Source organism: Arthrobacter sp. LFS091 (assembly GCF_047977885.1).
In the GTDB taxonomy this organism is placed as follows: Bacteria; Actinomycetota; Actinomycetes; order Actinomycetales; family Micrococcaceae; genus Arthrobacter.
In genome coordinates this window covers 20,801-46,230 of sequence record NZ_JBFPFP010000005.1, presented here as the reverse complement: position 1 = coordinate 46,230, position 25,430 = coordinate 20,801, and the positions used below count along the sequence as shown (strand labels likewise).

Genomic DNA, 25,430 nt, shown 5'->3' with positions numbered 1-25,430 from the left:
TCTGCGTTCGGAAACAGAAGCTACTGGCCGGCCTTGACCCGCAGGATGGTCAGCGCTGCGGCGTCCACCTTGGCCCGGAACGCCGGATCGGACTGGGCCTTCTGCACCACAGCCTGATGCATGGCGGGGATGCGGGCAGGATCGGCGCACACCAGCATGGTTCCCCCGGCAGCAAAGAAGTTCAGCGCCCTGTCGGCATCGGACCATGCTTCCAATTGAGCCGCGCTGCAGAGGTCGTCTGACAGGACGATTCCCGTGAACCCGGCATCAGTCCGCAGCATGGTGTCCATGATGGTCGCTGAAAAGGGTGCAATGTTGGCGGGGTCGATCTTGTCGTAATAGGCATTTGAGACCATGACCCACCGGGCGCCACCTTTAATGGCTGCCTGGAACGGTTCCAGGGCGGGATCATTACGGGTGGTGGAAGTGTCCCGGACCTCGCTGCTGACGTCCGTATTGGGAACCACTCGGCCCAGGCCCGGGAAGTGTTTCACTACTGGAGCGACGCCGGCATCCTTCATGCCATCAGCGAAGGCATTGCCCAGCACCGAGACATCGTGGGGTGTGAAGCCGTACTCCCGCCGGAAGTGGCCGATCGGGGCGTTGGACGGGGCAAATTCGGGACTCGTGACGGTATCCAGGACAGGGGCAAGGTTCACGTTGATGCCAACGCTGCGTAGCTCCTTGCCCCAGACGGCCGCGTCGGCACGGAGTTTGGTGGGCCCTGCCCCTGCCTGTACCAGCGCTGCGGGGATCTGCGAGAAGCCGGGACCGGACAGGACCTGCACGAGTCCTCCTTCCTGGTCTGTGGCGACCGACAACGGCAACCCCCCTGTCGTTGCAGCGGAAACCGTGCCGGTCAATGCTGATACCACCGACGCTGTGGTCGCCGTTCCGGCTTTGCTGCGCCCGCTCAAGTAGATGTTGCCGACGTGATAATTGTTCAGCGCGGCCATGGTGGCAGGTTCGGCGCCGGTGGCCTTGGCAGCGACCATGAACAGCTGTCCAACGCGTTGTTCCACGTCCAGGGTGCCGAGCTGCTGTTCAGCGGCGGATGGGGTGCTGGTGGCCGGCTGGGGGTCCGGAGCAGGGGCCGCTGGAGCAGAAGGCCGCGCGGAGGGCGTTGCCGCCGCGGTGCTGGGAACCGGGGCGGCTGATGACGGGGACGCGGAGGCCGACTGCGTCCCTTGAGTTGGGTTCTGGGCGGAGCTTCCGTTGCCTGCCGAGCAGCCGGACGCCATGGCGAGCAGAGCTCCAGCCGCCGCGATGCTCATTCCGAGGGATGCAATTGTCTGGGTCTTGCGCATGGTAAACCGTTAATTCGTTGGGGTTGGGTTTCCACTTACGAGCCTACCCCGTGCGGGTACAACAATGCCCCGGGCAGCTGCGCGGTGCAGCCCCCGGGGCAGGCTGACCACGTCAGGCTGAGGCGGCGGCCGCAGCTTTCGCAGCTGCCGGGAGTGCGTCGAAGATCCGGCTCATTGCTGCGTCGTCGTGGGCTGCAGACAGGAACCAGGCTTCGAAGACAGACGGCGGAAGATAAACACCGGAGTCCAGCATGGAGTGGAAGAAGGGCGCGTAGCGGAAAGATTCCTGGCCCTGGGCGTCGTCGTAGTTGTGCACGCCGTGGGCGGAGGTGCCGAACGCGACGGAGAACAGGTTGCCTGCCCTCTGGATGGAGTGGTCTACGCCGGCCGCTTCCAGGGCGGACGACAGGGCCGCAGACAGCTCCAGCGAACGGGCATCGACGTGGGCGTAGACCTCAGGCGTCGCGTTCGTCAGCGTTGCCACGCCAGCAGCCATGGCCACAGGATTGCCGGACAAGGTGCCGGCCTGGTAAACCGGACCAACCGGAGCGAGGTAGTCCATGACGTCGGCGCGTCCGCCGAGTGCCGCCGTCGGCATTCCGCCGCCGATGACCTTGCCGAAGGTGAGAAGGTCCGGCGCCCAGCCCTCCTGACGGCCAGTCAGGCCCCAGTAGCCGGCATGTCCAGTGCGGAATCCGGTGAGCACTTCGTCGAGGATGAGCAGCGCACCGTATTCCTTGGTGATTCGGGAAAGACCGGCGTTGAAGCCCTCTCCCGGGGTCACGACACCCATATTGGCCGGCGCAGCTTCAGTGATGATGGCAGCGATGTTGTTGCCGTGGGCGGCGAAGGCAGCTTCGACGGCGGCGAGGTCGTTGTAAGGCAGCACCAGGGTCTCAGCTGCCGTGGCTTCAGTGACACCTGCCGACCCGGGCAAGGCCAAAGTGGCGACGCCCGAACCGGCCGCGGCGAGCAGTCCATCGAGGTGGCCGTGGTAGCAGCCGGCGAACTTGATGATGAGGTTGCGGCCGGTAAAGCCGCGGGCCAGGCGAACGGCCGTCATGGTGGCTTCCGTGCCGGTGGACACCATCCGGAGGCGTTCGACGGCGGAGACGCGTTCCTTGACGATGGCAGCCAGGTTGGCTTCGTCCGGGGTGGAGGCGCCGAAGGACAGGCCACGGTCCACGGCCGCGTGGACGGCGTCGAGGACGGCCGGGTGGGCATGGCCCAGCAATGCCGGCCCCCAGGAGCACACCAGGTCAACGTATTCTTTGCCGTCCGCGTCCGTGAGGTAGGCACCCTTGGCCGAGACCATGAACTTCGGGTTGCCACCCACGGATCCGAAGGCGCGGACCGGGGAGTTCACGCCTCCGGGCATAAGGGACCGGGCGCGGTCGAAGAGCTGGTCGGACACGGGGGTGTTTGAAGTCATGGTTCCTATTCTTTCAGTGATTCATCAGCGGCAGGGCCGTCGCCTACGAGGCCGCGGCAAGCAGCTCGGCGACCCGTGGGGCCACCTGTGTGCCGTAAAGCTCGATGCAGCGCATCATGGATTGGTGCGGCAGGGTCCCATTGCTGTATTTGAGGTCGAAGCGGTCAACCCCGAGGTTCCGCTTCAGGAGCGCGATCTTCTGCGCCACGGTTTCCGGAGAGCCCACATAGAGTGCGCCTTCGGGACCGCACATCGCATCGAATTCGCCCCGGTTGCCGGGTCCCCAGCCACGCTCGGCGCCGATCCTGTTGCGCTGTTCAAGCCAGTGCGGGAAGAGTTCTTCGCGGGCGGCCTCGTCGGTATCGGCGATGAAACCCGGTGAGTGTGTCGCTATCTGGCGCATCGGGTGGCCGTATTTGCCCATGGCCTCGCGGTACAGATTCACCAAGGGCGCAAAGCGGCGGGGTTCTCCGCCGATGATGGCGAAGATGATCGGGTATCCGTATTCGGCACAGCGCAGTACAGACTCAGGTGTTCCGCCTACTCCGATCCAGGCGGGCAACAGATGGTGCTGCAGCTTCGGGTAGACCTGGAGCCCGCTGACGTTGGGTCGGGTACGGCCTTCCCAATGGACCGGCTTCTGCGCGCGCACTTTGTTGAAGAGCTCAAGCTTTTCCTCGAAGAGGACCTCGTAATCGGCCAGGTCAAGGCCGAACAGCGGGAAGGACTCCACGAACGAACCCCGTCCGAGCATCACCTCGGCCCTACCGTTCGATATCGCGTCAACGGTGGAGAAGCGTTGGAACACCCTGATGGGATCGTCCGAGCTCAGCACCGTGACAGCCGAGCCGAGGCGGATCCGGGTCGTCACAGCCGCTGCCGCGGCGAGGAAAACCTCCGGCGCGGACACGGCAAAGTCCCGACGATGGTGCTCACCGACGCCGAAGGCATGGAGGCCGACGGAGTCTGCGAGTTTCGCTTCTTCCAACAGCTCCCGCAGGACTTGGGCATGCTCCTTGGGATTTCCGTCGGCGTCGAGTCCCGCGTCGCCGAAGGTGTTTAGCCCGAGCAGGATCTCGTCAGAAGCTACCGGAGCTGTGGGGTCGGAAGAAACAGAGGTCATCAGGACTCCTTAAGCCAGCCTGCCAGTTCGGAGGCCCAGTAGGTCAGTACGGTATCGGCTCCGGCCCGCTTGATCCCCAGCACGGACTCGGTGATGGCACCACGCCGGTCGATCCAGCCGTTGGCCGCAGCCGCTTCGATCATGGCGTACTCACCTGAGATTTGGTAGGCCGAAACGGGCACCGGGCTCATGGCGGCGACGTCGGCAAGGATGTCCAGGTAGCTCATGGCCGGCTTGACCATGACCATGTCCGCCCCTTCCTCCAAGTCCAACTCAACTTCGAGGATGGCTTCGCGACGGTTGGCCGCGTCCATTTGGTAGGTCCGGCGGTCACCCTTCAGCTGGGAATCAACGGCCTCACGGAACGGGCCGTAGAAAGCGGAAGCATATTTTGCGGCGTACGCCAGGACCGCGGTGTTCTTGTGGCCGGATTCCTCCAGGGCCTGCCTGATGACGACGATCTGGCCGTCCATCATTCCCGAAGGGCCCAGGACGTGCGCGCCGGCATCTGCTTGGGCGACTGCCATCTTGCCGTAGATTTCCAACGTGGCGTCATTGTCCACGTAGCCCTCGGCGTCCAGTACACCGCAGTGGCCGTGGTCTGTGAATTCGTCCAAACACACGTCGCCCATGATCACCAGGTCGTCACCGACTTCGGCTTTGACGTCGCGGATTGCCTTGTTCAGGACACCGTCAGGGTCAAGGGATGCAGTGCCCTGCGCGTCCCGGACCGCGGGTACGCCGAACAGCATGATGCCGCCCACTCCCAGCTGCACGGCCTCGGCGGCAGCACGCTTCAGGGAGTCGGTGGTGTGCTGGACGACGCCCGGCATGGAGCTGATGGGGCTCGGTTCAGTGAGGCCCTCCCGGATGAATGCCGGGAGGATCAGGTCTGCGGGGGCCAGCCGGTTCTCGGCGGTCAGCCTGCGCATGGCGGGAGTTGTGCGCAAGCGGCGGGGACGATGGTTTGGAAAGCTCATTGCGGGTTCCCTTCGTTGGCGAAAACAGATACCAGGGCGGCCACGATGCCGTCCGGTGTTGGTTCTTTGGCCGTGGCAGCCACGGCGAGTCCGAGCTGGGAGGCCGCAGCCGCCGTCGGACGTCCAATCGCGATGACCTGGCAGCGGCCCAGTCCCGGAAAGTCCCTGGCGATGCGCCGTGCGCCACTGGGCGAGGCGAGCACCACGGCGTCCATGGTCCCGGCGTCCAGGGCGTCCCGCACTTCCGCAGGACTCATGATCCGCGGTGCCCGGTCTTCAACCACGACGGCGGATGGCAGCTGCGTAGTCAGGCGGGAACCGGCGCGGGCCGGGAAATCAACGGTGTGGTAGGCGGTCACGGCAGTGACGTCGGCGCCCTTCGCTGCCAGGCCTTCACGGAGGCCCGGCGCGGCAATATCTGCTTGGGGCAGGAAGACCTGCCCGGGTGCCGCTGTCCAGAGCTCAAGAAGGCCATCCGCCGACTGCACCTCGACGGGCGCCAGCGCAACTGTGAGTCCAACGGACTCCAGCGCGCGCCTGGTCGACTCGCCAACGGTGGCCACCCTGGTCCCGGCGGGGACCAGATGAGCAAGGGTGACACCGCGTTCGGCAGCCTTTTCCAGCAGGACCCGTACCGTGGTGATGCTGCTGACGACCAGCCAGTCGAATCCTCCCGCTGACAGCCGGTCGATGCCCTCATCCAACGGGGACTGGTCTTGGGCCCGTTCGAAATCGATCAGTGGAAGCACCAGTGGCTCCGCACCGGCTCCGGTGAGGAGTGAAGCCAAAGCCTGGGCGCGGTCGGCGGTCCTGGTAACCAGGACGCGCCGGCCGGCCAAGGTTTGTGCTTCCAAGGGCTTAGGATGCGGCAAGATCCGCAATCTCCGCCGCGCCGGCGGCGAGCAACAGCTCGGCAACCTCGATGCCCAGCAGGGTGGCTCCCACCTCAGTGAGGCCGTCGGTGGCCTTTTTCTCGCGCACGGTCTTGGTCCCGTCCACGGAGCAGACGGCAGCTTCCAGATGAAGCATGCTCCCCTTGCGGAAGGCAAAGGCACCTACGGGAGCCGCGCAGCCGGCCTCGAGCCTGGCAAGGACCGCACGCTCGGCTGTGACCGCAAGGCGGGTGTCGTCATCGTCCAGCGCGGCAAGGGCCTGCGCCAACACGCCGTTGGAGCCCTCCGTCGTGCCTGCCTGGCGGGGAGCATCCTCCGTGCGGCATTCGATGGCCAACGCCCCTTGCCCAGGTGCCGGCAACATGACGCTGGTTTCGAAGAACTCGCTGACGGTGTCCAGCCGGCCCATCCGCTCCAGGCCAGCCGCGGCGAGCACCACGGCGTCAAGGTCGCATGACTTACCGGGAACAACCTCGGACGTGGTGTTTCCCGGAAGCCCCGGGACCCTGCCAAGACGGGTGTCAACGTTGCCCCGGATGTCGAGGACCTCAATGTCCGGCCGCGCGGCCCGAAGCTGGGCTGCACGGCGGGGCGAGCCGGTGCCCACCTTCGCGCCACCCGGCAGTTCCGCGAGCGTCATGCCGTCGCGCGCGCAGAGGACATCCCGGACGTCGACGCGCTTTGGCGTCGCAGCGATACTCAGGCCAAGGGCCGCCCCTGTGGGCAGGTCCTTCAAGGAATGCACGGCGACATCGCAGGTGTCGGCCAGCAGCGCATCACGGAGCGCCGCGACGAACACGCCTGTGCCGCCCATCTGGGAGAGGGAACCTGTCTTGACGTCGCCCTCGGTCCGGATGTGCACGAGGTCTACCGGGAAACCGCCGACAGCAGCCAACTTGTCGGCAGTCTGCTGCGTCTGGGTTAGGGCCAGCTTGCTGGCCCTGGTGCCGATGCGGACGGTCACTTGGCGGCCTCCGACGCGGCGTACGCGTCGTGGCCGATGCCGACGCGGGTACCGACTTCGGCGATGACAGGCTTGGCACCGCGGAAGTTCTCGCAGCAGTTGGGACGGCACACGTCGTACCACGGTCCGAGGTCGGTGACATGCGGACGATCGGCGATGTTGTTATCCACGGTACGTTCGCAGATCAGGTCCACGAGACCGGAAACAAAGGCTGCATGCGTGCCCGGCGTGGGAACGCGAGTGGCCTCGATGTTGAGGTTCTGGCACGTTTCCAGCGCCTCAGTGTCGAGGTCCCAGGCAACTTCCATGTGATCGCTGACGAAACCGAGGGGAACAATGACAACGCCCTTAACACCTTCAGGAGCGATTGCCTCGAGGTGGTCGTTGATGTCCGGCTCCAGCCAGGGAATGTGCGGTGCGCCCGAGCGCGACTGGTACACCAGATCCCATGCGACGTTGGGTGCCACGGTATCCATGATGGCCTTGGCGTTGGCAAGGTGCTGGGCTGCGTAGGCAGATCCTTCAGCGAACTCGCGCGGCTCGTCGTCTGAACGGCCAGCAGCCTCGGCATCGCGGGTGGGAATGGAGTGGGTAGCGAACAGGACACGGATCTTCGAGTCCGGGTCGGCTTCGCCGGCAGCAGCCAGCTTGCCCCGGATCTCTTCAAGCCCGGCGGCTGTCCCTTCAAGGAAGGGCTGGACCACACCGGGGTGGTCGAAGTACTGGCGGATCTTGTCGACCTCGAGCTTGCCGTCCAGGCCGGTTCCGGTCAGGGCAACGCCGATGTCTTCGCGGTACTGGCGGCAGCTGGAGTAACAGGAGTAGATGCTGGTGGTGAGCATCAGGATCCGGCGGTGACCGGCGTCGTAAGCGTCCTGCAGGACGGGGGCGATGTACGGGTCCCAGTTCCGGTTGCCCCACAGGACGGGCAACTCGATCCCGCGCTGTGCCAGCTCCGCTTCGATCGCTGCCTTCAGCTCGCGGTTCTGCTGGTTGATGGGGCTGATGCCACCGAATGCGCGGTAGTGGTGCGACACCTCTTCCAACCGCTCGTCGGGGATGCCACGGCCACGGGTGACGTTGCGCAGGAAGGGTATGACGTCCTCCTGGCCTTCGGGTCCACCAAAGGAAGCCAGCAGGACGGCGTCGTAGTTCTTGGGTTCCTGGCGGCCGCGCTCGGTGACGCTGTTCAGTTCGGTGGAAAGGGGGAGCTCGCTCATGCCAGGACCTCAGCAATCTCGGCGGCGCTGATGCGGCGGCCGGTGTAGAACGGGATTTCTTCACGGACGTGGTTGCGGGCTTCGCTGTCCCGCAGGTGGCGCATCAGGTCAACCAGGTCCACCAGTTCCGGTGCCTCAAGACCAAGGATCCACTCCCAGTCCCCAAGGGCGAAGGAGGAGACGGTGTTGGAGATGACCTGTGGGAATTCCCGGCCCAGCAATCCGTGTTCGCGGAGCATGGCGCCGCGCTCTTCGGCCGGCAGGATGTACCACTCGTAGGAGCGGACGAACGGGTAGACACAGAGCCAGGTGCTGGGCTCGACGCCCCGCGCGTAGGCAGGCACGTGGCTCTTGGCGAACTCGGCCTCGCGGTGCACGCCCATGGCGGACCAGACAATTTCCGTTCCTGCGAACAGTTTGCTGCGGCGGATGGAGCGGACGGCGGACTGCAGGTCCTCGGGCTTGGCGCCGTGGAGCCACACCATGATGTCGGCGTCCGAGCGCATCGCCGACACGTCATAGCTACCGCGGAGGACCACGCCGCCGTCGGCGAGCGTTTCGATCAGGGCTTCGAATTCCTGGGCAGCATCGCCGCTGCGCAAGACGTCGGCCGAGCGCTTGAAGACGGTCCAAAGCGTGAAGAACTGCTCGTCGGTTCCAGCAGTTTTAGTGACAGATTCGGCAGAAGTGTGGCTCATGGTTCAAGTTTGCCCCGTGCATGGCGCTAAGTCGAAACGGATCAGTTCTACAGGGCGTAGAAGTGATGCAAATCACACAATGGCGGGCCCGCGCTTGATTGCCTCGCTGAGTTGCTTCCGGGTATCCGACACGACCGCGGCCAAGCCGTTGCCTGCCAACCACCCTCCGACAACCGTCAGCCCCTCCGCAGCGGCGCACACCTCACGGACGTGCGCCACACGCTGTTTATGACCGACGGCAGCGAACGGCAGGGCACCTGCCCAGCGCACCACATCCCAATCCACGACATCCGCCCGGGATACCGGCACCGTCAACAACTGCGAGGCATCGGCCAAGGCCGCGGAAAGGAGGGATTCGTCATCCAGGACCACATCCGGGGATCCACCCGCATCCTCGCGGCGACCATAGGACAGCCGCAGCACGTGGGTTCCAGGCCCGGCTTCCCCGGCAAGCCAATCCCATTTAGCCGTGGCGTGCGTCAGCGCCTTCGCCGTGATTCCCGGGGTCTGGGGCGCCACGAGGATGCCGGTTCCGCGGGGTCGGCGATCAAGTTCCGGCACGTCAACCACCATCGTCACCAGGCTCACCAAGGGCCCTGGCGCCGGACGCAGGTCAGACAATGCCGGCAGCGACTTCTCCAACAGGCCCACAGCCGCCGGGCCGTCCAGCGCAACCACCAGGCGGCCGGCGTCGTATGTGGAATCGCCGGCGGTGACACGCCAACCGGCCGCAGTCTTGACGACGTCCGTTGCCGCAGTTCCAGCGAGCAGGTCTACGCCCCGCCCGCGGAGGTCGGCCACCAGGGCCGTCACCAGGGTGTTCATCCCGCCTGCTAAACCGGAGACGGCGGAACCCGCCTTGGCCAGCCCGGAGCCTGTTTTTCGGGCTGACGCATTTTCGCCGGCCGGGACGGCAGCAACTTTGCGCTGGGCTGCGACGGCCGCCGACAAGGAACCGTGTGTTCGGATTCCAGCCCGGAGCCCGGGCGCAACCATGTCCACGTCCAGGAGGGCGGGGTCGGCGGAATGGACACCGCCCACCACGGGGGAAACAAGGCGTTCCAGGACTTTCCTGCCCATCCGGGTCCGCACAAGGGAGGCAACACTGGTCACATCCGAGGACGTACCCACCGACGCCGGCAACCACCGGTCCCAGGAGGCACGCACGGCACCGAGGAAGCCCAGTGAACGCCGGACCTCCGGGTCCCAGGGGTTGGCTGGTATGCCGAGGACTCCGGTCTTGGGCAACTCCTGCGGTCCGTCCGGCAGCTGCACCCAGGCACCACCGGGGTGCGGGGCCACGATCCTGTCGCCGAGTCCGAGCTCCCTGGCGAGGTCGGCTACTGCCGAAGACCTTGTGGCATATGACTCTGCGCCGCTGTCCAGTTGGAGCCCTGCGACTACATGGCTGCCCACGCAACCACCCCAGGCGCCGGTGGCCTCGAGGACGGTGACCGGCATGCCGGCCATGGCAAGTTCCCGCGCAGCAAGGAGCCCTGAAATGCCACCGCCCACCACCACGGCACGTGGTCCTGCGGGACGGGCTGTGGGCGTTGGATGTCCGCCGCGCATGAGCCCTACTCGGCCGGAATCGAGTGGATGAGTTCCACGACGCGGGTCAGGACGGTCGGATCCGTTTCCGGAGGGACGCCGTGGCCCAGGTTCAGGACGTGGCCCGGGGCGTGGGCGCCGGCTGCGATAACCTCGCGGACATGCGCTTCCAGGATGTCCCAGGGCGCGGACAGCAGTGCGGGATCGATGTTGCCCTGCAACGGAACGGCCCCGCCAAGGCGACGGTTCGCTTCATCAAGGGGAAGCCGGTAGTCCACGCCCACCACGTCCACCCCGACGTCGCGCATGGCAACCAGGAGTTCGGACGTGCCGGTGCCGAAGTGGATCAACGGAGCACCGAGGTCCCGGACATGGTCCAGTGCGCGGGCGGAGGCCGGTGCTACGTACTTTGTGTAGTCGGCAAGGCCCAGCGAACCGGCCCAGGAGTCAAAGAGCTGCGCGGCCGAGGCTCCGGCCTCCAGCTGCGCCTGGAGGAACATTCCCGACGTATCGGCGGCCCAGTTTGCCAGCGCGTTCCAGGTCTCAGGGTCGGCGTGCATCATGGTCCGCGGGCCGAGGTGGTCGCGGGAGGGCTTGCCCTCAACCATGTACGCAGCGAGGGTAAACGGGGCACCTGCGAAGCCGATCAACGGAGTCTTTCCAAGCTCAGCCACTGTCAGGCGAACGGCCTCACGGATTGGCTCCAGGGCCTCCCAGGTCAGGGTGGGAAGAGCGGCGACATCGGCAGCCGTGCGGACGGGCTTGTCCAGGACCGGCCCCACGCCGGGCACGATATCCACGCCAACGCCCGCCAGCTTCAGGGGAATGACGATGTCCGAGAAGAAGATGGCGGCATCGACATCGTGGCGCCGGACGGGCTGCAGCGTGATCTCGGCGGCGAGTTCAGGACGCAGGCACGAGTCCAGCATGGCAACGCCTTCGCGGACCTTGAGGTACTCAGGAAGGGAACGGCCGGCCTGGCGCATGAACCACACCGGCCGCCGCGACGGCTTGCCGCCACGGTATGCCGTGATCAGCGGTGAGTCCGAGGTACGGCCGTCCTTCAGCGGGTGGTTGGGGCCGAGGGCTCCCGCCGGGGCGTTGGAGGCCGTACTCTGGGATGCTGCCGAGCTAGAAGTCATGCCTTTGATTGTGCCGAAAATCCGGGGCAAAAGATAACGACAAGCTGTCACGTCGAGCCCAAAAGGAGCCGCTGTGGCGGGGATCACGCATCCGCGTGTGGATCACCACGGCGCCATATTGTTCTACCGGGCTACGAAAAAGCTATGATGGGGTTGCTGTGGTTCTTTTCTCATTGGTGGCTACACACGCCGACATCGACCTTGAAACTGTCGCTCAGTTGAGCAACGGTTCCTCCGAGCTTGCCTCCGCGGCCCTCACGGATTCGCCCGTGGTTTCCGGCGCGGTGGTGCTAGCCACCTGCAACCGCTACGAGATTTACGGCGAAACAGGCAACGGCGCTGACATCGAAGCGGCCCGCTCTGCCCTGGTTTCCCAGATCAGTGAATTGAGCGGCCTGAACGAGCAACTCGTCTCCCGCTCCTTTGCGACCCACACCGGCCCGGACGTCACCAGGCACCTCTTCGCCGTGAGCGCCGGGCTGGACTCGGCAGTGGTGGGTGAGCGCGAAATCGCAGGCCAGGTCCGCCGCGCCCTGATCACTGCTCAGCAGGAAGGCACGGCGAGCTCCGGCTTGGTCCGGCTTTTCCAAGCAGCTTCCAAAACCGCCAAGGACGTCGGCGCGCAGACAGCGTTGGGCTCCCGCGGCCTGTCGATTGTCTCCGTTGCTTTGGACCTCGCCACCGACCTCGCCGAGAACGATGACTGGTCCACCAAGAACGTCGTAGTCTTCGGCACCGGCGCCTATGCGGGTGCCACCATGTCACTCCTGCGCGAACGCGGCTGCACCGCGATCTCCGTCTATTCTTCCTCCGGCCGTGCCGAGGCTTTCGTAGCCACCCGCGGGGGTACAGCGCTCGACGCCGAAACGCTCCCCGCTGCTGTCGCCGCAGCTGACGTCATGATCGGTTGCAGCGGTTCGGACAACCGCGTCGAAGCAGCGGACCTTGCGCGCGTCCGGGCACAGTCCAATAAGCCCTTGATTGCGATCGACCTCGCCCTGACCCATGATTTCGATCCCGCGGTCGGCGAACTCGACGGCGTGGAACTCCTCACGCTTGAATCCGTCCGGCTCGCTGCACCCCAGGAACAGGCAGAATCGTTGTCCCAGGCCAGTGCCATCGTCACAGGCGCGGCGTCTTCCTTTGAGTCCGAGCGTGAGGCACGCTCCGTGGATTCGGCCATTGTCGCGCTGCGCCGGCACACCATGAACGTGTTGGACGCTGAGATGGAGAAGGTCCGTGCCCGCCACGGTTGCACGGCTGCCGCGGAGGAAGTCGAATTCGCCCTGCGCCGGATGGTCAAGCAGCTCCTCCACATCCCTACCGTCAGGGCCCGTGAACTGGCCGCCAACGGCCAGCAGGAGGAGTACGTAGCAGCACTTGAGGCGCTGTACGGCATCCAGGTTGAGCAACCTGCAGCCGCCCCGGCCGCGGAGTGCCCTGTGGATCACGGGCAACTCCGCTCCGAAAGCGCCTGACACCGCCTGCTAGGCGAAAGCGTTGACTCCTGTCAGCTTCGCTGACAATTCCCAAAGCCTGGCGGCGTCCGCCTTGTCGATGGCGTGCGCGTCCACCCCCTGGTACCTCGCCAACGGCGATTCCTTGTCCGTTGGATTGGCAACGTCGCAGTCTTCACAGTAGACACCTCCCATACCTGACAGGGCAGGGGAAGTCGCAGCCCACACCGAGGTAGCAGCGCCTTGCTCCGGCGTCTTGAATCCTTCGCGGACGTTTCCCTCCGCATCCATCCATCCCGCTGCGACCATCTCTTCCTTGGGCAAATGCCGTTGAAGTTCGGTCATGATGCCACCAGGATGAACGGCGAAGGCCCGGACTCCGGAGTCCTGGCCCAGGCGGTCCAATTCCACGGCGAAGAGCGCGTTTGCCGTTTTTGCCTGGCCGTAGGCGCGCCACTTGTCGTAGCCGCCGTCAAAGTTGACGTCGTCGAACCTGATCGGCGACAACTTGTGGCCGGTGGATGAGAGGGAGATGACGCGGGCATCCCCCGAGGCGGCAAGGGCCGGCCACAAAGCATTAACCAGGGTGTAGTGCCCCAAGTGGTTGGTTGCGAACTGCGCCTCCCAGCCAGGACCTACCCGTTGTTCCGGGCTGGCCATGATGGCGGCGTTGTTGATCAGGATGTCCAAGGAACTATGCCCGGCCAAAAACCGCTGGGCGAATGCTTTGACGCTGTCCTGGTCAGCCAGGTCCATTTCTTCCACTGTGACGGCGTCGCCGAGCCCGGCCGCGGCAAGCACTTCCTTGGCATGTTCCACGCGTCGTGCGGGGACGGTCACGGAGGCGCCTGCGGAGGCCAGTGCCCGCACGGTCTCCAGGCCAAGCCCCGAATACCCGCCCGTGACGATCGCCGATTTTCCGGAGAGGTCGATCCCGTCGATGACCTCCCGGGCCGTGGAACCGTGTCCAAAACCGGAACCAATAGGGTGTTGCTGGGTCTCTGCCCGTTCTTCGCTCATGGTTGAGCTTTACAGATAACGGCCGGAACGGGCAACGCTCAGTAAACTGGCTTTTGGGGTTCCACGTCACGCACCCAGGCGAGGATACCGCCGTCGAGGTGGCTGACGCGCGTATAGCCCGCCTTCTGCGCGGCCTCCAGGACCGCCGCCGAGCGCGTTCCGGCCTTGCAGTGGAACACAATGTCCTTGTCCTGTGGCAGGTGGGACCACGCCTCTCCGGCCAGGATCCGGCCTTGTGGGATCAGCACGGAACCATCAATGCTCACAATGCTGTGCTCGCCTGATTCACGGACATCCACCAGTTCGAAGTCCCGCTCCCCCGACGCCCGCTCGGCGAGCATCGCTGCCAGCTCGGTGGCCGTGACGGTGTGGTCCTGGTCAGTGGCCGTGACGGGAGCGACGCCGCAGAAGGCCTCGTAGTCGGTCAGTTCGGTGATGGGTTCGGCTTCCGGATCCTTGGACACCTTGATTTCCCGCCAACTGCCGCCCAAGGCGTCAAAGAGTGCCACGCGTCCCAGCAAGGAACGCCCGACGCCGGTGATCAGCTTCACGGCTTCGGTCACCATGAGCGATCCAACAGCCGCGCACAACATGCCGAACACTCCGCCCTCGCCACACGACGGCACGGAGCCGGCCGGAGGCGCCTCGGGGTAGAGGTCCCTGTAGGTGGGTCCGTGTTCGGCCCAGAAAACGCTGACTTGCCCGTCGAAGCGGAAGATGGATCCCCACACGTAGGGTTTGCCGAGGATGGCCGCGGCGTCGTTCACGAGGTACCGCGTGGCAAAGTTGTCAGCACCGTCGAGGATGAGATCATAATCGGCAAACAAATCCAGGGCGTTGGAAGAATCCAGGCGGAGATTGTGCAGGACCACGTTCACCAAGGGGTTGAGCTCGGCGATCGCGTCGCGTGCGGACTCGATCTTGGGCGTACCCACGTCCTTCACCCCGTGGATGACCTGGCGCTGAAGGTTGCTGAGGTCCACAGTGTCGTCGTCCACGATGCCCAAAGTTCCCACCCCGGCTGCAGCCAAGTACAGCAGGGCCGGGGAACCGAGCCCGCCGGCGCCTATGACGAGGACTCTGGCATTCTTAAGCCTGCGTTGGCCCACGGCGCCGATTTCCGGAATGATGAGGTGCCGGGAGTACCGCTCCACCTCGGCCGGAGTAAGTTCAGCGGCCGGTTCCACAAGGGGCGGAAGGACGGCGGGCGCAGCGGTGCGGACAGCAGCAATTGAGGCCATACCCCAATGTATGCCCGCAGATACCGCCCGGTCATATTACCCACCGGTAGAGTGGTCATAACTGCAAAGGAAAGGCGGCAGACTGTGGCTGACGGCACACGGGCAAACGATGGAGCACCCGCGAAGCAGGAACGGAGCGGTTCCCCTCGATCGCCAAGGCTGCCAAGGGACGAGCGCCGCGCACAGTTGCTCAACGCAGCGTTGGAAGTCTTCGTTGCCAACGGGTTCCACGGCGCAGCCATGGACGAAATCGCAGAGACCGCACACGTGAGCAAGCCGGTCCTGTACCAACACTTCCCGTCGAAGCGCGAGCTCTATATGGCCCTGCTGGACAGCCATCTCGCGACGCTGACGGACCTGATGCTGAGCGCCCTGAACTCCACAACCGACAACAAAGAGCGCGTCAAGGCAGTCATGCGGGCCTACTACAGGTTCATTGCCGACGACGACCAAGCGCACCGGCTGGTGTTTGAGTCGGACCTCATCAACGACCCCGATGTCAGTTCCCGGCTGGAAACGTTCAACAAGACGTTTGCGGACGCCGTGGCCCATGTCATCGCCGAGGACACCAAGCTGCCGCCCCTGGAAGCGCAGCTCCTTGGCCGCGGCCTGGCCGGAATGGCGCAGGTCAGCGCGCGGTATTGGCTTGAGACAGACGGAAACCTGGACCTCGATGTGGCCAGCGATCTGATCTATCGTTTAGCTTGGCGCGGAATCAGTCGATTCCCCAAAGAGTCCTAAGCTACAAATAGAGGACTGATTCAAAACTTGATTGGCTTGGAGGCCTTGCTGTGGAAGTAAAGATCGGCATTCAGAACGTTGGCCGCGAAATTGTGCTCGAATCCGCTTTGGATGCCGACGCCGTAGCCAAGATCGTGGCGGAGGCCGTGTCCAAGGGCTCGGAATTGCGCCTCACGGATGAGAAGGGCCGCCAGGTCATCGTTCCTGGCAACGTTTTGGGCTATGTGGAGATCGGCGCCGAGGAAGTCCGTCGCGTGGGCTTCGGCGCCCTCTAGCATTCCCCCACCACCCGTCGTCCGCTAAGGAGTCTTCATGCTTTCACTCGTCGTGGTTGTTCTTGCAGCCATTGCCACGGGCTTCATTGTCTGGGCCAACGACAAGCGGCACGGCAGGTACGGCGTCGCCCTACCGGTAGGCGTTTCAACCGCTGTTGCGGCGCTGAGCTGGATTGCCTTCATCAGCGCGGGCTTGGGTTACCAACCGGGGGTCACCTGGATTCCGTGGGTTCTCCCCATCGTCATCGGAACCGCGGCAGCCGCGGCGGTTGTGGTGTACTTCGGCCGGACCCGGACCAAGCACGATACCGAGGCCCTCACCAGGGCCCTCCGGCTCTAAGCGCCACTTACAGCGATGGCCATCACCCGCGGGTGATGGCCATCGCTGGTTAACACCCTAAAGGAACTCGGCGCGTCCCTCCATCGCGGAGGATGCCAGGGCGTGTTCGCGCCGGGGAATCCGGCCTGCCTGCCTGGCCAAACGGCCGGCAAGGACAGCGTGCTTGAAGGCCTCCCCCATCTGCACCGGGTTCTGTGCACGCGTTACCGCGGTAGCCAGCAGGACGGCATCGCAACCCAGTTCCATGGCCAGCGCGGCATCGGAAGCGGTTCCGATCCCGGCGTCGAGCACCACGGGCACTGATGCCCGTGACACGATCAGCTCAATGTTGTGCGGGTTCAGGATGCCCAGGCCGGTCCCGATCGGTGAGCCCAGCGGCATCACCGCGGTGGCGCCGAGGTTTTCCAGCCGCAGGGCAAGGACCGGATCATCATTGGTGTAAGCGAAGACCTTGAACCCGCGGTTGACCAGCTGCTCCGTGGCATCGACGAGTTCCACGGCATCGGGCAGGAGTGTGTGCTCGTCCGCGATGACTTCCAGCTTCACCCAATTGGTCTCCAGCGCCTCGCGGGCAAGTTCGGCGGTCATCACCGCGTCCTTCGCCGTGAAACAGCCGGCCGTGTTGGGCAACACCCGGATGTTGTGGTCCACCAGGAGCTGGAAGAGAGACCCGGTTTCTGCCGGCGAATAGCGCCGCATGGCCACGGTGGTCAGCTCCGTACCCGAGGCCAGGAGCGCAGCGCCCAAACCGTCCAGGCTCGGGGCACCCCCTGTTCCCATGATCAGCCGCGAACCAAAGTCGACGCCGTCGATCACCAAGGCGTCGGTGCTGGGGGCAGTGCTTGTTGTGGTCATTGTTCAGCCTCCCTGGACTGCGGTAACGAGTTCGAGTTCATCGCCGTCGGCGAGTGCTGTTGCCGCCCACTGGCTGCGCGGCACCACCTCTGAATTGCGCGCGACGGCGACACCCAGCTTGCCGCCGTCGGCCGCCTGTCCCCTGTGGTCCAGTTCGCGGCCGGTGATGGCGGTGACGAGGGTGCTCACAGAGGCGTCATCGGCCACTGCATGGTCGGATCCATTGAGTTTGATGTTCATGCGCTTTCCTTGCTGCGGGCGTGTGCTGGGACGAAGTTCCGTGGATCGGGTGCGCTGGCCGTAAATCGGTCGGGGCGGAAAGGGGCCCACTGTGGATCGGTCGATCCGTTGATCAGTTCGCCGACAATCCTTGCGGCTACCGGTGTCAGCAGGACTCCGTGACGGAAGAACCCGGTGGCAACCACCAAACCCTCAATGTCGCCATTGGTTCCGGCGACGCGGCCAAGCAACGGCGCGTTGTCCGGCGTCCCTGGCCTGCCGCGGGCTGTTGCCTCCAGGAGTTCGAGTTCGGCGACCGCGGGGACCAGGACCTGGGCGTCGCGCAGGAGTTGGTAGACGCCGCCCGCTGAGACGGCATTGGAGGCCGTGGACAGTCCGTCCTCACGCTGGGTCGCTCCGATCACCACGGTGCCGTCGTCGCGGGGGACGATGTAGACGGGAACGCCCCGCACTATCCCCCGGACGGTGGAGGTAACGAGAGGTTGCAGGTTGTCCGGAACCCGAAGCCGGAGGATGTCACCATAGACCGGCCGCAGGGGCAGCGTGAGCCCTTCGGGCACGCCGTCCAAGCCGGCGGCGCCCAGACCGTTTGCGACCACCGTCTCGGTGGCAAAGACCCTGGTGCCTGACTCGAGTTCGACTCCAGAGACCCTGCCTTCATCCCACAGGAGACGATGTGCCAGCGCTTTCACAGCGAATCCGTTGTCCGCCCCCGTAACCCAGCTCGGATCATCGGGAGAGTGATCCGAAAGTTCGGCCAAAAGGCAGGCGGCGAGCTTGCGGGGATCCACCTGGTGGTCGGTGGGGATGTCGAAGGCACAGGAAATTTGGGGACTCAGCAAGGGCTCACGCTCCCTCACCTCCCGGAGGGCCAATGGCTCCACTCCCAAGCCTGCAGCCTTCTGTACCACCCGGAGGTCTGCGAGCGCGCGGCGGTCGGCGGCGTCGGCACCCACGGCGAGGGTCGGCGTCGTGCGGTATCCGGCGGCGTGCGCCCCTCCGGCGAGCGCGCCAACAAAAGCGGGCCACAGCCGGGAGGATTCGACCATGAGTTCCAGGAGTTCTTCTTCCTGGTAGTGCAGTTCACTGACGGGTGCCAGCATCCCGGCCGCTGCGAAAGTTGCGCCGTTAGCGGGCCAAGGGTCGATGAGGGCGACTGAGCGGCCCAGCCTGCGCAGTTGGTGGGCGGTGCCCAACCCGATGATGCCGCCGCCGATAATGGCTACATCTGCATGAATGGCGTCTGCCATGTGTTCCCTTCCCTACGCCGGTATTAGCCGGATCAGGTCAAGCGGTCGGCGCTGAAGCCCTCTCAGCCGGACGGTCACATAGTCGAACGTCGCGGCTCCCGCAGTACGTGCCCAGTGTAGAGGAACTACTCTGGTTCCCATGACCCAGCCTGAATCCCTCGCCTCAGCCCGACTCTATTTGTGCACCGATGCCCGGAAGCGACAGGGCGATTTCGAAGACTTCGTCGATGCCGCCTTCGAGGGTGGGGTGGACATCATCCAGCTCCGGGACAAGTCGATCGAGGCAGCCGAAGAACTGGACTTGCTGGCCATCCTGCGGAGTGTGGCTGAGCGGCACGGCCGACTGTGGGCTGTCAACGATCGGGCCGATATTGCCAGTGTTTCCGGGGCTCCTGTGTTCCACGTGGGCCAGAAGGACCTGCCCCTTCCGGTGGCCCGGACCTTCCTCCCGGCCCCTGCCGCGATTGGACTTTCCACGCACACTCCGGAGCAGGTCAATGCGGCCATTGCCGCTTCTACCGGCGACGGCGGCCTGGACTATTTCTGTGTCGGTCCGGTTTGGGCGACACCCACCAAACCGGGGCGCCAAGCCGTTGGGCCGGACCTGGTCACATATGCCGCAGAAGCGATGAGGCGTGCCACGGAAACGACCGACGGCGCCGTGCAGCTCCCGTGGTTCGCTATTGGCGGCATCGACCTGGGCAACGTGGAACAGGTCCTTTCGGCGGGGGCCAGCAGGATCGTGGTTGTCCGTGCCATCACCGAAGCCGCAGACCCGACGGCGGCTGCCAAGTCGCTGCTGGAAGCCCTGGACTCAATTTAGCGAAAGTCGCTCACCGTGCGGCCTTGACATGGTGTGATCCCCGGAATCCGGGCTACCCTGATTTTCGTGTCACATCATCGGATTGCACCCAACGTCGACGACTCGTCGGACCAGCTCGCAGCGGCCCTCGCCGCACTCCGGACGGAGCTGGAACTCCCAGGCGCCTACCCCACGGGGGCAGTGGAAGAAGCCCGAGAAGCCGTGGCGGACCTGAAGCTGCCTGAACGCGACCTTCGGGACATTCCGTTTGTCACCATCGACCCCGCCACGTCGACGGACCTGGACCAGGCGCTGTTCATAGAGCGCGCCGGTGACGGTTACAAGGTCCTCTATGCGATCGCCGACGTTCCGTCCTTCGTGGCTCCCGGTGGTGCCCTCGACACGGAGACACGCCGGCGCGGCCAGACCTTCTATGCTCCGGATGGACGCATTCCCTTGCACCCGGAAATCATCAGCGAACATGCCGGCAGCCTGCTGGCAGAGCAGGACTGTGGCGCCTTTGTCTGGGATTTCGTCCTCGACGCGCAGGCCGAAGCAGTGACGGTGACAGTAGGCCGCGCCACCGTGCGCAGCCGGGCCAAGCTAAGTTACAAGGGCGTCCAGGAGCAGATCGACGACGGAACGGCACCGCCCGTACTGCAGCTCCTCAAGGAAGTGGGGTTGAAGCGGGTTGAACTCGAACGCCTCCGCGGCGGCGCGAGCCTGAACATGCCCGAACAGGAGATCGTCCGAGCGGCCGACGGCGGCGGGTACAGGATCGTTGCTGCCCCGTCGTTGCCGGTGGAGGACTGGAACGCGCAGATTTCACTCATGACCGGGATGGCGGCAGCTCAGCTGATGCTGGACGGCAAGGTTGGCATACTGCGCACCATGCCCGCACCGGATGAACGCTCCCTGCGGCACTTCAAAAGGCAGACCACGGCCCTTGGTAAACCCTGGGACGGACGGATCAGCTACGGCGAATACCTGCGGACCCTGGACGCATCAGACCCAAAGCAACTCGCCATCCTGCACTCAGCCGGGACGTTGTTCAGGGGTGCCAACTACACACCTTTCGACGGCGAGGTCCCGACTGAAGTCATCCAGGCAGCCATCGGCGCTCCGTACGCGCACACCACAGCACCGTTGCGCCGCCTTATCGACCGTTTCGTCCTGGTGATCTGCGAGGCACTGAGCAACAAGCGGGACATCCCTGCCTGGGCCCGTGAAGCCTTGCCGTCCTTGCCCGAGATCATGGCCTCGTCCGATCAACTCGCTGGCCGCCTCGAGCGCGCCGCCTTGGACACGGTGGAGGCGGCACTGGTTGCCAACCATGTTGGCCAGGAGTTCGATGCGGTGGTCATTTCCGGCTCGAAGCCAAACGGGAACGGGAACGGAAGGGGCAACGGCAACGGGAACGGCGGTCCCTACGGAATCGTCCAAATAGCGGAGCCCGCCGTGACCGCCCGTTGCGACGGCGAACTGGAGTCCGGGACCAAGGTCCGCGTCCGGCTGGTCAAGGCTGACATTGCCAGCCGGGAGATTCTGTTTGAACTGCTGCCATAGCGCCGTTCAATCCCCAATCCGGGCTTTCGGGCTCCCAGAGGATAGACTGGGCGTGTAGTAATGGATGCCCGGTCGTTGATTCAGTTAATTTTTGAACTCAACAAGCCCGCCCCTACGCGATCTTGAGATGTACCAACTGGTCACCAGTGCCAGTACTTAGATAGCCCGCGATCGGCTTCCACTGGACTTGCTTGCGCGCCCGTTGGTGCTCCGGTACGGCTATGCCGCCCCCGTTGAGCATGCGGCGCCAATGCCCAAATGAATAAGGAAACTCCCTGTGAGTGAATTGCATACCCATGAAGTCCTGACGGACCCCACCGGAACAGAAACCCTCGAGCCCGAGGAAACGATCGTCTCGGACGAGAAGCCCCACGAGATCGAAGAGAAGTCGTTTGCAGACTTCAACGTGCGCGCAGACATCGTGGAGTCCTTGGCAGATGCCGGGATCACCCACCCGTTCCCCATCCAGGCCATGACCCTGCCCGTCGCACTGGGCGGCCACGACATCATCGGCCAGGCCAAGACTGGTACAGGCAAAACCCTCGGCTTCGGCGTGCCTGCCCTGCAGCGCGTTGTAGGCCGCGACGACGCCGGCTATGACAAGCTCGCCGTCCCCGGCGCACCGCAGGCACTGGTCATCGTCCCCACCCGCGAACTTGCCGTGCAGGTCGCCAACGATCTCCAGACGGCCTCGCGCAAGCGCAACGCGCGCATCGCCACCATCTACGGCGGCCGGGCCTACGAACCCCAGATCGATGCGCTGCAGAAGGGCGTCGAGATCGTCGTAGGTACCCCTGGCCGACTGATCGACCTCTACAAGCAGAAGCACCTGAGCTTGAAGAACGTCAAGATGGTGATTCTTGACGAGGCCGACGAAATGCTGGACCTTGGCTTCCTTCCCGACGTAGAGACCCTGATCGCCGGCACCCCCGCCGTGCGGCAGACGCTGCTCTTCTCCGCAACCATGCCCGGCCCCGTGATCGCGATGGCACGTCGTTACATGACGCAGCCCACCCACATCCGCGCAGCTGACCCGAACGATGAGGGCCTGACCAAGCGGGACATCCGCCAGCTCATCTACCGTGCCCACAGCATGGATAAGACCGAAGTCGTGGCACGCATCCTCCAGGCCCGCGGACGTGGCCGGACCATCATCTTCACCAAGACCAAGCGCACCGCCGCAAAGGTCGCCGAGGAACTTGTGGACCGCGGGTTCGCGGCTGCAGCCATTCACGGCGACCTGGGCCAGGGCGCCCGCGAACAGGCCCTGCGTGCCTTCCGCAACAACAAGGTGGACGTCCTGGTTGCCACCGATGTCGCCGCCCGTGGCATCGACGTGGACGACGTCACGCACGTGATCAACTACCAGTGCGTTGAAGACGAGAAGATCTACCTGCACCGTGTTGGCCGCACCGGCCGCGCAGGCAACAAGGGCACCGCCGTCACGTTCGTTGACTGGGACGACATGCCCCGCTGGGGACTCATCAACAAGGCCTTGGGACTCAGCGTTCCGGAGCCGGTTGAAACGTACTCCTCCTCGCCGCACCTCTACTCCGACCTTGATATTCCCGAGGGCACCAAGGGACGCCTGCCCCGGAACAAGCGCACCCTGGCCGGTGTGGACGCCGAGGTCCTGGAGGACCTGGGTGAGACCGGCAAGAAGAACTCCCGCTCCGGTGGTTCGGACCGCAATGGCTCCCGTGACGGCGGACGTGGCCGCGATGGCGGCCGCGGCCGGTCAGGCAAGGCTGACTCCGGCGAATCCAAGGGTGAGGGCGGACGCAACCGTACCCGCCGCCGTCGTACCTCCGAAGGCGAAGCAGCCCCGGCTGCCGCAGTCCCGGAAACGGGCTCGGACCATTCCGAGAAGCCTGCACGTACACGTCGCACCCGGACCCGCCGCCGCAACGGCGAAGTAGTCTCCGGTGAGGCCGCAGCTGCCCAGTCCGGCAGCACCGAGGCTTAATTTTCTCAATGACTGAAACTGTTTGGGCGCCGGACGGCGGCAACCTGGTGGTACACGCGGACAACGCGGAGTTCCTTCCAACGCTGCCGGACGGCGCCTTCACACTCATTTACGTGGACCCTCCCTTCAATACTGGGCGGGTCCAACGACGCCAGGAAACCCGGATGGTCCGCAACTCGGACGGCGACGGCGACCGCGTGGGCTTCAAGGGCCGCTCCTACGACACCATCAAGGGCGCCCTGCACAGCTATGACGACGCCTTCAGCGACTACTGGTCTTTCCTGGAGCCCAAGCTCGTGGAAGCCTGGCGCCTGCTGGCAGACGACGGCACCCTGTACCTGCACCTGGACTACCGCGAGGTGCACTACGCCAAGGTGATGCTCGACGCCATCTTTGGCCGGGAATGCTTCCTGAACGAAATCATCTGGGCCTACGATTACGGCGCCCGGGCCAAGAACCGCTGGCCCACCAAGCACGACAACATCCTGGTGTACGTGAAGAACCCCACCAAGTACCACTTCGACAACGCCGAAGTGGACCGGGAGCCCTACATGGCTCCGGGCTTGGTGACCCCCGCCAAACGTGAGCTGGGAAAGTTGCCCACGGACGTCTGGTGGCACACCATCGTTTCGCCGACAGGGCGCGAAAAAACCGGCTACCCCACGCAGAAACCCGAAGGCCTGGTCCGCCGGATCGTTTCGGCATCAAGCCGCGAGGGCGACTGGTGCCTGGACTTCTTTGCCGGGTCCGGAACCCTCGGGGCAGTGGCGGCCAAACTGGGCCGGAACTTCGTGTGCGTGGACCAGAACGAGCAGGCCATTGAAGTCATGCGGAAACGCCTGGGCAGCAAGGCCGTGTTCCACCAGGCCCAAACCACTGCGTCCTAGCCTGGAGCTGTCAGGCGACACCCTTCACGAAGGCAGTCACCGAGTCAGCGATCATCTGTACGGCGATGGCAGAGAGCAAAAGGCCGGCAATCCGGGTCACCAGCTCCACTCCGTTCTCCCCAAGGACCCGCTGGACCACTCCCGCGAACCGCATGGCCAGGTATAGCGAGGCGAGCACCACCGCGATGCCCAGGCCAACGGCCAGGTAACCTGACAGGTCCTTGGACTGCTGGACAAAGACCATGACCGCCACGATCGCACCAGGCCCGGCCATCAGCGGCGTACCCAAGGGAACGAAGGCCACGTTCTTGTACTTCGCGGCGTTTTCCTCGCCGCTGGTGGACCCCGTCAAGAGCTGCAGGGCAATGAGCACCAGCAGCAGGCCGCCGGCACCCTGCAGGGCCGCCAAGGAGATGTGCATGTAGTTCAGGATCGATTGGCCGAAAATCGCGAAAACCACGATCACGCCCGTGGCCACCAAAAGAGCCTGAAAAGCCGAGCGGTTCCTGTCCTTCGGTGACATCTGGGCCGTCAACGACATGAAGATCGGCACTGTACCCGGCGGGTCCATGATGACGAACAGCGTGACGATCACCGAGGCCAGCAACTGCAGGTCCATCAACGGACTACCTTGCTGCCCGTCGCCAGGTCCTCAATACGGGCCAGAACGTCGGCCGGCGTCGTGTTTTCGCCGAGGAGGTTCGGTTTGCCTGCGCCGTGATAATCGGAGGATCCGGTCATCAGCAGCCCATGCCGGGAAGCCAGCTCGCGCAGGAACCGCCTGCCGTCCTCCGGGTTGTCCCGGTGGTCCACCTCAACCCCCAGCAGGCCGGCGTCGATCATTTCACGGTAGGTGCGCTCCCCCACGATCCGTCCCCGGGACGAAGCCACCGGATGGGCGAATACGGGAACGCCGCCTGCCGCGCGCACCAGCTCGACGGCGACCGCCGGGTTGGGCGCGTAGTGCTGCACGAAGTACCGCGAATGGGAGGTAAGGATGGAGGTGAACGCTTCCGTGCGGTCCGCGACGACTCCGGCGGCCACCAGGGCGTCGGCGATGTGCGGGCGGCCCACCGTCGCTCCGGGTGCCACATGGTGGATCACGTCGTCCCAGGTCAGCGGATAGTCCTCGGACAGCAACGTCACCATATGCTCTGCGCGGGTCAGGCGTGCGTCCTTGGATTTGGTGATTTCCTCGAGGAGGCCGGGGTGGGACGGGTCGTGGAGGTAGCTGAGCAGGTGGACGCTGATGCCCTGCTCCGTCCGGCAGGAGATCTCCATGCCCGGGACAAACGCAATCCCGTGTTCCACGGCGGTTGCCGCAGCCTGGTCCCAGCCATCTGTGGAGTCATGGTCCGTCAACGCCACGGCGCCCAGGCCCGCCGATACAGCAGAAACGATCACCCCGGCGGGTGTCTCGGTTCCGTCGGAAACATTGGAGTGCGCATGCAGGTCTATCCTCACTTTCCCAGCCTATGGG

The 25,430-nt window shown here is 64.8% G+C and carries 25 protein-coding genes and 1 riboswitch; of the genes, 8 read left to right on the top strand and 17 right to left on the bottom strand.

From position 1 onward, the window contains the following. Positions 1-20 precede the first annotated feature (20 nt). The 10 genes from ACNQOP_RS10505 to hemE all read right to left on the bottom strand — a co-directional run bounded on the left by ACNQOP_RS10505 (position 21) and on the right by hemE (position 11,310). On the bottom strand, positions 21-1,307 hold the full coding sequence (locus tag ACNQOP_RS10505) for a glycoside hydrolase family 3 N-terminal domain-containing protein (RefSeq protein WP_416404420.1): 1,287 nt from the start codon (positions 1,305-1,307) through the stop codon (positions 21-23). 112 nt (positions 1,308-1,419) lie between these two features. Next, positions 1,420-2,739 carry a glutamate-1-semialdehyde 2,1-aminomutase gene (gene hemL, locus ACNQOP_RS10500; RefSeq protein ID WP_416404419.1) on the bottom strand — a complete coding sequence of 440 codons (1,320 nt, stop codon included), beginning with the start codon at positions 2,737-2,739 and terminating at the stop codon, positions 1,420-1,422. Positions 2,740-2,782: 43 nt separating this feature from the next. After that, positions 2,783-3,862 (bottom strand): LLM class flavin-dependent oxidoreductase, encoded by a 1,080-nt coding sequence (locus tag ACNQOP_RS10495; protein WP_416404418.1) that lies wholly within the window; start codon positions 3,860-3,862, stop codon positions 2,783-2,785. Continuing rightward, positions 3,862-4,842: a porphobilinogen synthase gene (hemB, locus tag ACNQOP_RS10490; RefSeq protein WP_416404417.1), complete on the bottom strand. Its 981-nt coding sequence runs from the start codon at positions 4,840-4,842 to the stop codon at positions 3,862-3,864. Before hemB ends, ACNQOP_RS10495 begins: the two co-directional genes overlap by 1 nt. Next, on the bottom strand, positions 4,839-5,696 hold the full coding sequence (locus ACNQOP_RS10485; protein ID WP_284986578.1) for a uroporphyrinogen-III synthase: 858 nt from the start codon (positions 5,694-5,696) through the stop codon (positions 4,839-4,841). The genes hemB and ACNQOP_RS10485 overlap by 4 nt, the downstream gene beginning before the upstream one ends. 4 nt (positions 5,697-5,700) lie before the next feature. Beyond that, positions 5,701-6,699: a hydroxymethylbilane synthase gene (gene hemC / locus ACNQOP_RS10480; RefSeq protein WP_416404416.1), complete on the bottom strand. Its 999-nt coding sequence runs from the start codon at positions 6,697-6,699 to the stop codon at positions 5,701-5,703. Next, complete coding sequence (locus ACNQOP_RS10475) at positions 6,696-7,919, bottom strand: ferrochelatase (RefSeq protein ID WP_416404415.1); 1,224 nt, start codon at positions 7,917-7,919, stop codon at positions 6,696-6,698. Before ACNQOP_RS10475 ends, hemC begins: the two co-directional genes overlap by 4 nt. Next, the gene (gene hemQ, locus ACNQOP_RS10470; protein ID WP_235520665.1) at positions 7,916-8,617 is read right to left on the bottom strand and encodes a hydrogen peroxide-dependent heme synthase; all 702 of its coding nucleotides are present in this window, start codon (positions 8,615-8,617) and stop codon (positions 7,916-7,918) included. Before hemQ ends, ACNQOP_RS10475 begins: the two co-directional genes overlap by 4 nt. Positions 8,618-8,689: 72 nt before the next feature. Further along, the gene (gene hemG, locus ACNQOP_RS10465; protein WP_416404414.1) at positions 8,690-10,189 is read right to left on the bottom strand and encodes a protoporphyrinogen oxidase; all 1,500 of its coding nucleotides are present in this window, start codon (positions 10,187-10,189) and stop codon (positions 8,690-8,692) included. Positions 10,190-10,194: 5 nt separating this feature from the next. Beyond that, a complete protein-coding gene (gene hemE / locus ACNQOP_RS10460) occupies positions 10,195-11,310 on the bottom strand; it encodes a uroporphyrinogen decarboxylase (protein ID WP_257369256.1) in 1,116 nt (371 codons plus the stop codon). A 158-nt stretch (positions 11,311-11,468) separates the two neighbouring features. Between hemE and ACNQOP_RS10455 the strand changes: the two genes are divergently transcribed. Further along, complete coding sequence (locus ACNQOP_RS10455) at positions 11,469-12,788, top strand: glutamyl-tRNA reductase (RefSeq protein WP_257369257.1); 1,320 nt, start codon at positions 11,469-11,471, stop codon at positions 12,786-12,788. A 9-nt stretch (positions 12,789-12,797) separates the two neighbouring features. On the opposite strand, the gene ACNQOP_RS10450 is transcribed toward ACNQOP_RS10455, so the two are convergent. Continuing rightward, positions 12,798-13,787: an SDR family NAD(P)-dependent oxidoreductase gene (locus ACNQOP_RS10450; RefSeq protein ID WP_416404413.1), complete on the bottom strand. Its 990-nt coding sequence runs from the start codon at positions 13,785-13,787 to the stop codon at positions 12,798-12,800. 38 nt (positions 13,788-13,825) lie between these two features. Further along, positions 13,826-15,028: a molybdopterin-synthase adenylyltransferase MoeB gene (moeB, locus tag ACNQOP_RS10445; RefSeq protein ID WP_416404412.1), complete on the bottom strand. Its 1,203-nt coding sequence runs from the start codon at positions 15,026-15,028 to the stop codon at positions 13,826-13,828. Between the two features lie 6 nt (positions 15,029-15,034). Here moeB and ACNQOP_RS10440 point away from each other — a divergent pair, with 6 nt between their 5' ends. The 3 genes from ACNQOP_RS10440 to ACNQOP_RS10430 are packed head-to-tail and all read left to right on the top strand — an operon-like array spanning position 15,035 to position 16,384. Next, entirely contained in the window at positions 15,035-15,769 is a 735-nt protein-coding gene (locus tag ACNQOP_RS10440; RefSeq protein WP_257369260.1) for a TetR/AcrR family transcriptional regulator, read from the top strand. Between the two features lie 50 nt (positions 15,770-15,819). After that, positions 15,820-16,044: a DUF3107 domain-containing protein gene (locus tag ACNQOP_RS10435; protein WP_018776516.1), complete on the top strand. Its 225-nt coding sequence runs from the start codon at positions 15,820-15,822 to the stop codon at positions 16,042-16,044. A 37-nt stretch (positions 16,045-16,081) separates the two neighbouring features. Then, positions 16,082-16,384 carry a hypothetical protein gene (locus ACNQOP_RS10430; RefSeq protein ID WP_257369261.1) on the top strand — a complete coding sequence of 101 codons (303 nt, stop codon included), beginning with the start codon at positions 16,082-16,084 and terminating at the stop codon, positions 16,382-16,384. A 57-nt stretch (positions 16,385-16,441) separates the two neighbouring features. Here the strand turns inward: ACNQOP_RS10430 and ACNQOP_RS10425 are convergent, their stop codons facing one another. The 3 genes from ACNQOP_RS10425 to thiO all read right to left on the bottom strand — a co-directional run bounded on the left by ACNQOP_RS10425 (position 16,442) and on the right by thiO (position 18,729). Beyond that, positions 16,442-17,239 (bottom strand): thiazole synthase, encoded by a 798-nt coding sequence (locus ACNQOP_RS10425; RefSeq protein ID WP_416404411.1) that lies wholly within the window; start codon positions 17,237-17,239, stop codon positions 16,442-16,444. A 3-nt stretch (positions 17,240-17,242) separates the two neighbouring features. Beyond that, positions 17,243-17,479 (bottom strand): sulfur carrier protein ThiS, encoded by a 237-nt coding sequence (gene thiS, locus ACNQOP_RS10420; RefSeq protein WP_257369263.1) that lies wholly within the window; start codon positions 17,477-17,479, stop codon positions 17,243-17,245. Then, positions 17,476-18,729 carry a glycine oxidase ThiO gene (gene thiO / locus ACNQOP_RS10415; RefSeq protein ID WP_416404410.1) on the bottom strand — a complete coding sequence of 418 codons (1,254 nt, stop codon included), beginning with the start codon at positions 18,727-18,729 and terminating at the stop codon, positions 17,476-17,478. Before thiO ends, thiS begins: the two co-directional genes overlap by 4 nt. Then, positions 18,722-18,841, bottom strand: a riboswitch (TPP riboswitch). It overlaps the preceding gene by 8 nt. Positions 18,842-18,868: 27 nt before the next feature. Between thiO and thiE the strand changes: the two genes are divergently transcribed. From thiE to ACNQOP_RS10395, 4 genes are all read left to right on the top strand, one after another. Further along, a complete protein-coding gene (gene thiE, locus ACNQOP_RS10410; RefSeq protein WP_416404409.1) occupies positions 18,869-19,552 on the top strand; it encodes a thiamine phosphate synthase in 684 nt (227 codons plus the stop codon). Positions 19,553-19,618: 66 nt separating this feature from the next. Continuing rightward, entirely contained in the window at positions 19,619-21,097 is a 1,479-nt protein-coding gene (locus tag ACNQOP_RS10405; RefSeq protein WP_416404408.1) for an RNB domain-containing ribonuclease, read from the top strand. A 277-nt stretch (positions 21,098-21,374) separates the two neighbouring features. Then, positions 21,375-23,063, top strand: a complete 1,689-nt coding sequence (locus ACNQOP_RS10400) for a DEAD/DEAH box helicase (RefSeq protein ID WP_416404407.1) — start codon at positions 21,375-21,377, stop codon at positions 23,061-23,063. Positions 23,064-23,071: 8 nt separating this feature from the next. Next, positions 23,072-23,950, top strand: coding sequence for a DNA-methyltransferase (locus ACNQOP_RS10395; RefSeq protein ID WP_235520679.1), 879 nt, complete (start codon positions 23,072-23,074; stop codon positions 23,948-23,950). 10 nt (positions 23,951-23,960) lie between these two features. On the opposite strand, the gene ACNQOP_RS10390 is transcribed toward ACNQOP_RS10395, so the two are convergent. Both ACNQOP_RS10390 and ACNQOP_RS10385 read right to left on the bottom strand, forming a co-directional pair. Further along, complete coding sequence (locus tag ACNQOP_RS10390; RefSeq protein ID WP_235520680.1) at positions 23,961-24,569, bottom strand: MarC family protein; 609 nt, start codon at positions 24,567-24,569, stop codon at positions 23,961-23,963. Continuing rightward, positions 24,569-25,414: a PHP domain-containing protein gene (locus ACNQOP_RS10385; protein WP_416404406.1), complete on the bottom strand. Its 846-nt coding sequence runs from the start codon at positions 25,412-25,414 to the stop codon at positions 24,569-24,571. Before ACNQOP_RS10385 ends, ACNQOP_RS10390 begins: the two co-directional genes overlap by 1 nt. Positions 25,415-25,430: the final 16 nt, after the last annotated feature.

Excerpts from the sequence above, each read along its gene's own strand:
- ACNQOP_RS10425 (WP_416404411.1), bottom strand. The coding sequence starts at position 17,239 with ATGACCACAACAAGCACTGCCCCCAGCACCGACGCCTTGGTGATCGAC.
- hemE (WP_257369256.1), bottom strand. The coding sequence starts at position 11,310 with ATGACTTCTAGCTCGGCAGCATCCCAGAGTACGGCCTCCAACGCCCCG.
- ACNQOP_RS10450 (WP_416404413.1), bottom strand. The coding sequence starts at position 13,787 with ATGAGCGAAGAACGGGCAGAGACCCAGCAACACCCTATTGGTTCCGGT.
- thiO (WP_416404410.1), bottom strand. The coding sequence starts at position 18,729 with ATGGCAGACGCCATTCATGCAGATGTAGCCATTATCGGCGGCGGCATC.
- ACNQOP_RS10390 (WP_235520680.1), bottom strand. The coding sequence starts at position 24,569 with ATGGACCTGCAGTTGCTGGCCTCGGTGATCGTCACGCTGTTCGTCATC.
- thiS (WP_257369263.1), bottom strand. The coding sequence starts at position 17,479 with ATGAACATCAAACTCAATGGATCCGACCATGCAGTGGCCGATGACGCC.
- hemQ (WP_235520665.1), bottom strand. The coding sequence starts at position 8,617 with ATGAGCCACACTTCTGCCGAATCTGTCACTAAAACTGCTGGAACCGAC.
- ACNQOP_RS10505 (WP_416404420.1), bottom strand. The coding sequence starts at position 1,307 with ATGCGCAAGACCCAGACAATTGCATCCCTCGGAATGAGCATCGCGGCG.
- ACNQOP_RS10495 (WP_416404418.1), bottom strand. The coding sequence starts at position 3,862 with ATGACCTCTGTTTCTTCCGACCCCACAGCTCCGGTAGCTTCTGACGAG.
- ACNQOP_RS10395 (WP_235520679.1), top strand. The coding sequence starts at position 23,072 with ATGACTGAAACTGTTTGGGCGCCGGACGGCGGCAACCTGGTGGTACAC.
- moeB (WP_416404412.1), bottom strand. The coding sequence starts at position 15,028 with ATGGCCTCAATTGCTGCTGTCCGCACCGCTGCGCCCGCCGTCCTTCCG.
- hemB (WP_416404417.1), bottom strand. The coding sequence starts at position 4,842 with ATGAGCTTTCCAAACCATCGTCCCCGCCGCTTGCGCACAACTCCCGCC.
- hemL (WP_416404419.1), bottom strand. The coding sequence starts at position 2,739 with ATGACTTCAAACACCCCCGTGTCCGACCAGCTCTTCGACCGCGCCCGG.
- ACNQOP_RS10475 (WP_416404415.1), bottom strand. The coding sequence starts at position 7,919 with ATGAGCGAGCTCCCCCTTTCCACCGAACTGAACAGCGTCACCGAGCGC.
- ACNQOP_RS10430 (WP_257369261.1), top strand. The coding sequence starts at position 16,082 with ATGCTTTCACTCGTCGTGGTTGTTCTTGCAGCCATTGCCACGGGCTTC.
- thiE (WP_416404409.1), top strand. The coding sequence starts at position 18,869 with ATGACCCAGCCTGAATCCCTCGCCTCAGCCCGACTCTATTTGTGCACC.
- hemG (WP_416404414.1), bottom strand. The coding sequence starts at position 10,189 with ATGCGCGGCGGACATCCAACGCCCACAGCCCGTCCCGCAGGACCACGT.
- ACNQOP_RS10440 (WP_257369260.1), top strand. The coding sequence starts at position 15,035 with ATGTATGCCCGCAGATACCGCCCGGTCATATTACCCACCGGTAGAGTG.